This window comes from Streptomyces sp. NPDC058678, from assembly GCF_042714835.1.
Lineage (GTDB): Bacteria > Actinomycetota > Actinomycetes > Streptomycetales > Streptomycetaceae > Streptomyces.
In genome coordinates this window covers 9,552-18,038 of record NZ_JBHXSG010000109.1, presented here as the reverse complement: position 1 = coordinate 18,038, position 8,487 = coordinate 9,552, and the positions used below count along the sequence as shown (strand labels likewise).

The following is an 8,487-nucleotide window of genomic DNA, read 5'->3' as shown; positions in this document are numbered from 1 at the left end:
CGTTTGAGGAGCGGGGGTTTGGGGGCGGAGCCCCCAAGGTCGGGACGGGAAGGGGCGGCGGGGGCGAAAAGGCTAGTCCACCTCGGCCACCGCCTGCGCGAACTGCGCCTTGTACAGCCGCGCATACGCCCCGTCGGCCGCCAGCAGGTCGGCGTGCGCGCCCTGCTCCACGATCGACCCGTTCTCCATCACCAGGATCGTGTCCGCGTCCCGGATGGTCGACAGCCGGTGCGCGATGACGAACGACGTGCGCCCGTGCGCGAGCTTGGCCATCGCCTTCTGGATCAGCACCTCGGTGCGGGTGTCCACGGAACTCGTCGCCTCGTCGAGGACCAGGATCACCGGGTCCGACAGGAAGGCCCGCGCGATGGTGATGAGCTGCTTCTCACCGGCGCTGACCCCGCTGCCCTCGTCGTCGATCACGGTGTCGTAGCCCTCGGGCAGCGTCCGCACGAACCGGTCCGCGTGGGCGGCGCGCGCCGCCTCCTCGATCTCCCCGCGCGTGACCTCGCGCGCGGCGCCGTACGCGATGTTCTCGGCGATCGTGCCGCCGAACAGCCAGGTGTCCTGCAGCACCATGCCTATCCCGGCCCGCAGTTCGTCCCGGGACATCCGGGCGATGTCGACGCCGTCGAGGGTGATCCGCCCGCCGGAGACCTCGTAGAACCGCATGAGGAGATTGACCAGCGTGGTCTTGCCGGCTCCCGTGGGGCCGACGATCGCGACCGTGTGGCCCGGCTCCACCGTCAGGGAGAGGTCCTCGATCAGCGGCTTCTCCGGGTCGTACCGGAACGACACGTGTTCCAGCGCCACCCGCCCGCGCAGTTCCTCCGGCTTCACACCCGGCACCGGATCCGCCTCCTGCTCCTCCGCGTCCAGGAGTTCGAAGATCCGCTCGGCCGAGGCGACGCCCGACTGCACCAGGTTCGCCATCGACGCGACCTGCGTCAGCGGCATCGAGAACTGCCGCGAGTACTGGATGAACGCCTGCACATCGCCGATGGACAGCGCACCGGCCGCGACCCGCAGCCCACCGACGACCGCGACCAGCACGTAGTTCAGGTTCGACACGAACATCATCAGCGGCTGCATGACCCCGCTGTTGAACTGCGCCTTGAAACCGGCCTCGTACAGCGCGTCGTTCTGCTCGGCGAACTGCTGCGCCGACTCCTCCTGGCGGCCGAAGACCTTCACCAGGTTGTGCCCGGTGTACATCTCCTCGACGTGAGCGTTCAGCTTGCCGGTGGAGCGCCACTGCTGCACGAAGTGCGGCTGCGACCGCTTGCCGACGCGCGTGGCGACGACGAACGACAGCGGCACGGTGACGAGCGCGACCAGCGCCAGCAGCCAGGACACCCAGAACATCATCACCAGCACGCCGATGATGGTGAGCACCGAGTTGATCAGCTGGCCCATCGACTGCTGGAGGGTCTGCCCGATGTTGTCGATGTCGTTGGTGGCCCGGGACAGCACCTCACCGCGCTGCCGCTTGTCGAAGTACGACAACGGCAGCCGGGACAGCTTCGTCTGCACGTCCTCGCGCATCCGGTACATCGTCCGGTTGACCGCCCGGTTCACCAGCCGGGTGGCCACCAGCATCAGCGCACCGGCCACCACGAACACGGCGAGCGCGAGCAGCAGCACCTCCCCGACGGCACCGAAGTCGATGCCCTTGCCCGGCGTGAAGTCGGTGCTGCGGAGCATGTCGGCGACGGAGCCCTCGCCCCGCTCGCGCATGGCCTCGAGGGCCTCCGCCTTGGTCTCCCCGGCCGGCATCTGCCGCCCGATGATCCCCGCGAAGACCAGGTCGGTGGCCTCCCCGAGGATCTTCGGACCCACGACCGACAGAGCGACGCTCACCGTCACGCAGAACAGCAGCGCGTAGATCGTCAGCCGCTCGGGTTTGAAGTGGGTGATGAGCCGTTTGCCCGACCCCTTGAAGTCCATCGAACGGTGGTCGGGACCGGTCCCGGCCAGCATCCGTCCTCCAGGCCCCGCCATCAGGCAGCCTCCGCTTCCGTGAGCTGGGAGAGCACGATCTCCCGGTAGGTCTCGTTGTCCGCCATCAGTTCGTGGTGCCGGCCGGTGCCGACGACCCGTCCCTCGTCGAGGACGACGATCCGGTCGGCGTCCCGGATGGTCGACACCCGCTGGGCGACGATCACGACGGTCGCCTCGGCGGTCTCGTCGGCCAGTGCCGCGCGCAGGGCGGCGTCGGTCGCGTAGTCGAGCGCGGAGAAGGAGTCGTCGAAGAGGTAGATCTCCGGGCGCTGCACCAGGGTGCGGGCGATCGCGAGCCGCTGCCGCTGACCGCCCGACACGTTCGTCCCGCCCTGTGCGATCGGCGCGTCGAGTCCGCCCTCCAGCCCCTTCACGAAGCCCTTGGCCTGCGCCACCTCCAGCGCGTGCCACAGCTCCTCGTCACTCGCGTCGGGATTGCCGTAGCGCAGGTTGGTGGCGACCGTGCCCGCGAACAGGTACGGCCGCTGCGGCACCATGCCGACGGTCTTCGCCAGCAGTACCGGTTCGATGGTCGCCACGTCGACACCGTCGACTAGGACCTCGCCGTCGGTCGCGTCGAACAGCCGCGGCACCAGCCCGAGCAGCGTCGACTTGCCGCTGCCGGTCGAGCCGATCACGGCGGTCGTCTCGCCCGGCCGGGCCACCAGGTCGATCGCCTTCAGCACCGGCTCCTCGGCCCCCGGGTAGCGGAAACCCGCCCCCCGGATCTCCAGATGGCCGTGCCGGCGCAGTTCGAGCACCGGGGCCGTCGGCGGCACCACGCTCGAAGAGGTGTCCAGCACCTCCTCGATGCGCTCGGCGCACACCTCCGCGCGCGGCACCATCATGAACATGAAGGTGGCCATCATCACGGACATCACGATCTGCATCAGATAGGCGAGGAACGCGGTCAGGTCGCCGATCTGCATCTGCCCGCCGTCGATGCGGTGCGCGCCGAACCACACCACCGCGATCGACGACAGGTTCACCACCGTCATGACCATCGGGAACATCAGCGCGAGCAGGTTGCCGGCGCCCAGGGCGGTGTCGGTCAGATCGGCGTTGGCCTTCCTGAACCGCTGCTCCTCGTACTCGTCCCGGACGAAGGCGCGGATCACGCGGTTGCCGGTGATCTGCTCGCGCAGCACCCGGTTCACCGTGTCCAGCTTCACCTGCATGGACCGGAACAGCGGGCGCAGGGCGCGGACGATCAGCGTCACGCAGATGCCCATCACGGGCACGACCGCGACCAGCACCCCGGACAGCGGCACGTCGAGGCCGAGCGCCAGCACGATGCCGCCCATGCACATGATCGGCGCCGACACCATCAGGGTGAACGTCATCAGGGCCAGCATCTGGACCTGCTGGACGTCATTGGTCGTCCGGGTGATCAGCGACGGGGCGCCGAACTGGCCGACCTCGCGCGCCGAGAAGGACTGCACCCGGTCGAAGACGGCGGCCCGAAGGTCCCGGCCGAGCGCCGACGCGGTCTTCGCGCCGTAGTACACGGCACCGACATTGCACACGACCTGCACGAGCGAGATGCCGATCATCAGGGCGCCGAACGAGAGGATGTAGCCGGTGTCGCCCTTCACGACTCCGCTGTCGATGATGTCCGCGTTGAGCGTGGGCAGGTAGAGAGTGGCGCAGGTCTGCAGGAACTGCAGCAGCACCAGAAGGGCGATGGGTTTCTTGTAGGGCCTGAGATAGGTCCGCAGAAGTCGTATGAGCACGCTTGGTCTCTCGGAGTCGGCGGTGGGGGCGGGGTTTGGTTGCCCCTGGCCCCTATCGTCGGACACTCCACCCGTGTTACCTCAACCGATTTAGCCGACAGCAGTGCTTCGTACGGCCTTCCGGGCCCGGCTCATACCGGAGTCTTACGTTCCGCTATGACCGGAACGCCCCCGGATGCGTCTGCTCCCGCACCGAAACGAACTGCTGCCGCACGGCCTGCCCCACCGCCAGATCCTCGCCGGGCTCCAGGACCTGCGCTGCCGCCCCCTGCCAGGCCGGCGGGGTGCGCGGGTCGAGGTTCCCCTGCGACACGCCGAGCGCCCAGGCGGCCTGCCGGGCCGCTCCGATCGCCGCGTAGTCCGCCGGCTGCGGTACGACGACCTGCGCACCGAACAGCGCGGGCGCCGCGGCCTGCACGGCGGGCAGCTCGGCCGCCGCACCCAGCAGGAAGACGCGCCGCACCTCCACACCCCGGCCGCGCATCACGTCGAGCGCGTCCGCGAGCCCGCACAGCATGCCCTCGAACGCGGCCCGCGCCAGATGCTCCGGCTTCATCGACTCCCGCCGCAGACCCGCCAGTGTCCCGGCCGTGTGCGGCAGACTCGGCGTCCGCTCACCCTCCAGATAGGGCAGCAGCACCAGCCCGTGCGCGCCCGGCGTCGACTTCATCGCCAGCTCGGACAGGCTCTCCAGATCGGCGAGCCCCAGCATCTCGGCGGCCCCGCGCAGGGTCCGTACGGCGTTCAGCGTGGTGACGACCGGCAGGTGCATGCCGGTGGCGTCCGCCAAAGACGTGATCATCCCGCTCTGGTCGACGAGCGCCTCGGGGTGCACGGCCATCACGGAACCGGAGGCCCCGAGCGACACCACCGCATCACCCAGGCCTAGCCCCAGCCCGAAGGCGGCGGACATCGTCTCGCCGGTCCCGGCGGAGATCAGCAGCCCCTCCGGAGTCGTACCGGCCGCGTCGGAGGGGCCGATCACCTCGGGCAGCATGACCTGGTGCCCGAGCGCCAGCTCGACGAGATCGGCCCGGTAGGCGCCGGTGGCGGCAGACCAGTACCCGGTCCCGGAAGCCCCGCCGCGATCGGTGGTCCGTCTCACCGGCCGCCCGAGCAACTGCCACACCAGCCAGTCGTGGGCCTGCAACAGGACGGCCGTGCGCTGGGCGGCCTCGGGCTCGGTCTTGGCGAGCCAGCGCAGCTTGGCCACCGGCTGCGCGGTCTGCGGCACACAGCCCACGGCCTGCGCCCACGCCTCGCGCCCGCCGAGCGCGTCGACCAGATCGGCTGCCGCGACCTGCGCCCGCCGGTCCCCGCCGACCATCGCCGGCCGCACGGTGTTGCCCTGGGAGTCCAGCGGCACCACCGCGTTCTGCTGCGCGGACACACCGATGGCCTGCACGCCCTCCAGCAGCCCGCCGCCGGCGGCTTCACCGAGGGACAGCAGCCAGGCCTGCGGATCGACATCGGAAGGCCGCGCACCGCCGTCGGCGTTCTCCACCGGATGCGGCGCGTAGCCCTGCCTCAGCACGGCGCCCGTGTCCGTGTCACAGACGACGATACGAGTGAATTCGGGCGAACTGTCCAGCCCGGCGACTATCCCCATGGCCAAAATTCTGCCGTACGGCGGGGGGTGAACGTGTCGGCTCGGGGGCCCCTGTCCGTGGAAGGGCCCCCGGCACGGCCCGGACCGCTAGGTATTGCTGGTACCCCAGTCGTCTCCGGCGGCCCCGTTGGCGTTGTGATCGCGCAGGGATCGGACCCGCTGGGCCACCGAGTCGGGCACCCGGTCACCCACCTTCTCGCTCACCACGTGGTACGCCTTGCCCGCGTACTGGCGGCCCTGCTGCGCCGCCGTCTCCGCGGTGTTGCGGACGGCAGGGTTCTGCGCGACCTGGCGGGCGGACTTCTTCAGCTGCTCGTAGCGCTCGCGTCCGGCCTTCGTGCCCAGCACGTAACCCAGAGCGAGTCCGACGACGAACGTGAGCCGGTAGCGCATGACAGCCACCCTTCCCTCGTGTTGGTCTCCGACGCGGCATCGGTGTCGGGGGGAACCGATTGGCGAAGCACCCCCCTGCTTGCGCTAATGTATGTGTCGCAGCGACCGCCCGCCCCCTGGCGAATACCCAGGGAGGTAGGTTCGATGCAACGAGGCGATCCTCCGTAGCTCAATTGGCAGAGCAGCCGGCTGTTAACCGGCAGGTTACTGGTTCGAGTCCAGTCGGGGGAGCTTCGATCTTCCGTAGCTCAATTGGCAGAGCAGCCGGCTGTTAACCGGCAGGTTACTGGTTCGAGTCCAGTCGGGAGAGCAGCTGGAAAAGGACCCCGTAGGGGTCCTTTTTCATGTCCGGTGGAACCGGGCTCAGCGCGGCGCAGTCCTCCAGGGCAGGCGAAGTCGACCATCCGAAGCAGGAGATCGTATGAGCGGCTATGCTGCGGCAGACGGCGCGCACACGTGTACGCGACACGCCGCTATGGGGCGGTAGCTCAGCCGGTTAGAGCAGCGGACTCATAATCCGTCGGCCGTGGGTTCGAGTCCCACCCGCCCCACCTGTGCAGGCTTCTGACCTGCGGAAACATTCCTCGTGAGGTGTCGGAGCGTCAACTATCGCTCAACGGACTGAATCCGCTGCTCGCGAGTTCGTTGCGGGCAGGTATGCACCTGCTGATGCGCGTCTGACCTGCGAGGATGTGCCGGGAGCGTACGCGGCGCAAGCCGTGGAAGGGCCATGCGTCCATGGTGTGGGGACGCTGTGGGGACACCGGTATTTCGGAAGGTGTCGGCGAGGGGCTGCGGGCAGATCTGTTCTCTGTCTGCCGATTGAGGAGCCCGACGCGGCGAGCGTTCAGGTTCGTGGCCACAGGCGACGGCAGAGGGAGCGACCGGACGACTGTCCTGAGGTACGGAGAAACGGCCCGAAGAGAAAACCCCGCATGGGCGGACGGCAGGCGCGGGCGCGGCGATGACGCCGCCATCCCGCCCATTGGTCACCAGTACGACATTGGCTCTTTCGGCGACACCAACGCCGTCGACGATCGTGTCGCCGCGGCACAGTGCGGCCCTCAGGGGACGCAGACGTCCAGGACCGGGAGCATGTCGATCATCGCCTGCTCCGCAGCGGGGAGGTCGGGCCACGACGCGACGGTCTCCGTCTGCGGCCGTTCCTCGTCCATCGACCGATGGATCAGGCGGTCGGCAGGGTCGCGTTCTCGGTGCGGTCGGCCGGGTGCTCGCCTTGGTGGCGCGTGAAGTAGGTCATCCACCCGTCACGCAGCGTGTGGAGCGCATCGGCTGCCTGCTGGGCCAGGACCAGGGCCTCACGGATGTCGGCGGGGGGATCGGCGTCTGCTCGTTGCCGGAGGATGTCGCACAGCTGATCACAGTGGTACACGGCTTGATCTGCGGCAAATCCCACTTCGGTGGGAACGCCCCACAGCGAGACTGATGGCGGTCGACGAGCCGTAGCTGTGCCTGCCACGCGGCGTGCGGAAAGACGCGTGACGGCCTGCGCCGGATCGGCCGCCGCATTGTGCGCCTCCCTTCCCGTCTCTTGGCCTGCGGCCCGCTGGGCCTCTCCGCCCGCGCGCTGCTGGGTGTGGTCGGCGGCCGTACGTCACCCCGCCCCTCATCCTGCCAAGATCCAAGACGGCCACAGCAGCAGCCCGCCGCTTCTCTCGGCCGCATCCGTTGGCGCAGGTCGACGGGCCTTTCAGTGCAGAGCAGCCCGTGGCTCCTCTCAGACACCCTAGAACGTGATCACCGACACCGAGCCCGGGTCCGAGTCCGCGTTGGCCACGTAGACCCGGCGTCCGTCCGGGGACACCGCCACATCCTCCGGGCTGGCACCGACGGGGATGGGTTTGCCCACGGTGCGGTTCGTAGCGGTGTCGATCACCGACACCGAGTCCGCGCCCGCGTTGGTCACGTAGGCGCGGCGTCCGTCCGGGGACACCGCCACCCCCCCCGGGCTGGCACCGACGGGGATGGGTTTGCCCACGGTGCGGTTCGTAGCGGTGTCGATCACCGACACCGAGCCCGGGTCCCCGTTGGTCACGTAGGCCCGGCGTCCGTCCGGGGACACCGCCACCCTCCTTGGGACGTCGCCGACGGGGATGGGTTTGCCCACGGTGCGGTTCGTAGCGGTGTCGATCACCGACACCGAGCCCGGGAACGCGCTTTGGTTGGTCACGTAGGCCCGGCGTCCGTCCGGCGACACCGCCACCCCCATCGGGTCCGCACCGACGGGGATGGGTTTGCCCACGGTGCGGTTCGTAGCGGTGTCGATCACCGACACCGAGTCCGGGTCCCCGTTGGTCACGTAGGCCCGGCGTCCGTCCGGGGACACCGCCACCCCCCACGGGAAGTCGCCGACCCGAATCGAGGACACGGATGTCGGTGCGGTGGGCAGGGCAGTGGGGGATGCAGTGGCAGTGGGTTCAGGACTCGGGGAGCGGTCCGGCACTGCCAAGTAGATGCCGAGGCCCCCAGCGGCGAGCACCGCCAGCACCACCGCTGCGATGAGCCAGGCCCGCCGGCGCCTGGGGCTCGGCGGGCCTGGCCGCGGCCGGGTCGCGGCGCCCGTACGCGGCGGCGTGGGCGGGGGCATGTCAGCCGGTTCATCCAGCTTGGTCAGCTTGGCTGGCTCCGGGGGGCGCGTCGGCTTCGGGGCGGGGGGTGGTGGCTCGCGCGGCGGACTCCCCCCCCGGCGCGTCGGGGGCGGCTCGGGAGGCGGGGCCGGCGCTGGGGCGC

General features: G+C 69.7%; 6 protein-coding genes and 3 tRNA genes. 3 read left to right on the top strand and 6 right to left on the bottom strand.

The genetic code is table 11. The features are described from left to right. Window positions 1-72: 72 nt before the first annotated feature. The 4 genes from ACFWWR_RS45850 to ACFWWR_RS45835 all read right to left on the bottom strand — a co-directional run bounded on the left by ACFWWR_RS45850 (window position 73) and on the right by ACFWWR_RS45835 (window position 5,736). Entirely contained in the window at window positions 73-2,001 is a 1,929-nt protein-coding gene (locus tag ACFWWR_RS45850; protein ID WP_383869412.1) for an ABC transporter ATP-binding protein, read from the bottom strand. Further along, window positions 2,001-3,734 (bottom strand): ABC transporter ATP-binding protein, encoded by a 1,734-nt coding sequence (locus ACFWWR_RS45845; RefSeq protein WP_383869415.1) that lies wholly within the window; start codon window positions 3,732-3,734, stop codon window positions 2,001-2,003. Before ACFWWR_RS45845 ends, ACFWWR_RS45850 begins: the two co-directional genes overlap by 1 nt. Before the next feature lie 154 nt (window positions 3,735-3,888). Continuing rightward, a complete protein-coding gene (locus ACFWWR_RS45840; RefSeq protein WP_383869418.1) occupies window positions 3,889-5,343 on the bottom strand; it encodes an FGGY-family carbohydrate kinase in 1,455 nt (484 codons plus the stop codon). 87 nt (window positions 5,344-5,430) lie between these two features. Further along, a complete protein-coding gene (locus ACFWWR_RS45835; RefSeq protein WP_383869421.1) occupies window positions 5,431-5,736 on the bottom strand; it encodes a YtxH domain-containing protein in 306 nt (101 codons plus the stop codon). A gap of 158 nt (window positions 5,737-5,894) precedes the next feature. Between ACFWWR_RS45835 and ACFWWR_RS45830 the strand changes: the two genes are divergently transcribed. From ACFWWR_RS45830 to ACFWWR_RS45820, 3 genes are all read left to right on the top strand, one after another. After that, window positions 5,895-5,967, top strand: a tRNA-Asn gene (locus ACFWWR_RS45830). Window positions 5,968-5,973: 6 nt separating this feature from the next. Next, window positions 5,974-6,046, top strand: a tRNA-Asn gene (locus ACFWWR_RS45825). Window positions 6,047-6,213: 167 nt separating this feature from the next. Then, window positions 6,214-6,287 (top strand) — tRNA-Ile (locus tag ACFWWR_RS45820). A gap of 635 nt (window positions 6,288-6,922) precedes the next feature. On the opposite strand, the gene ACFWWR_RS45815 is transcribed toward ACFWWR_RS45820, so the two are convergent. Both ACFWWR_RS45815 and ACFWWR_RS45810 read right to left on the bottom strand, forming a co-directional pair. After that, a complete protein-coding gene (locus ACFWWR_RS45815) occupies window positions 6,923-7,129 on the bottom strand; it encodes a hypothetical protein (protein WP_383869666.1) in 207 nt (68 codons plus the stop codon). Window positions 7,130-7,483: 354 nt separating this feature from the next. Beyond that, entirely contained in the window at window positions 7,484-8,125 is a 642-nt protein-coding gene (locus ACFWWR_RS45810; RefSeq protein WP_384310265.1) for a YncE family protein, read from the bottom strand. Window positions 8,126-8,487: the final 362 nt, after the last annotated feature.

Excerpts from the sequence above, each read along its gene's own strand:
- ACFWWR_RS45850 (WP_383869412.1), bottom strand. The coding sequence starts at position 2,001 with ATGGCGGGGCCTGGAGGACGGATGCTGGCCGGGACCGGTCCCGACCAC.
- ACFWWR_RS45840 (WP_383869418.1), bottom strand. The coding sequence starts at position 5,343 with ATGGGGATAGTCGCCGGGCTGGACAGTTCGCCCGAATTCACTCGTATC.
- ACFWWR_RS45835 (WP_383869421.1), bottom strand. The coding sequence starts at position 5,736 with ATGCGCTACCGGCTCACGTTCGTCGTCGGACTCGCTCTGGGTTACGTG.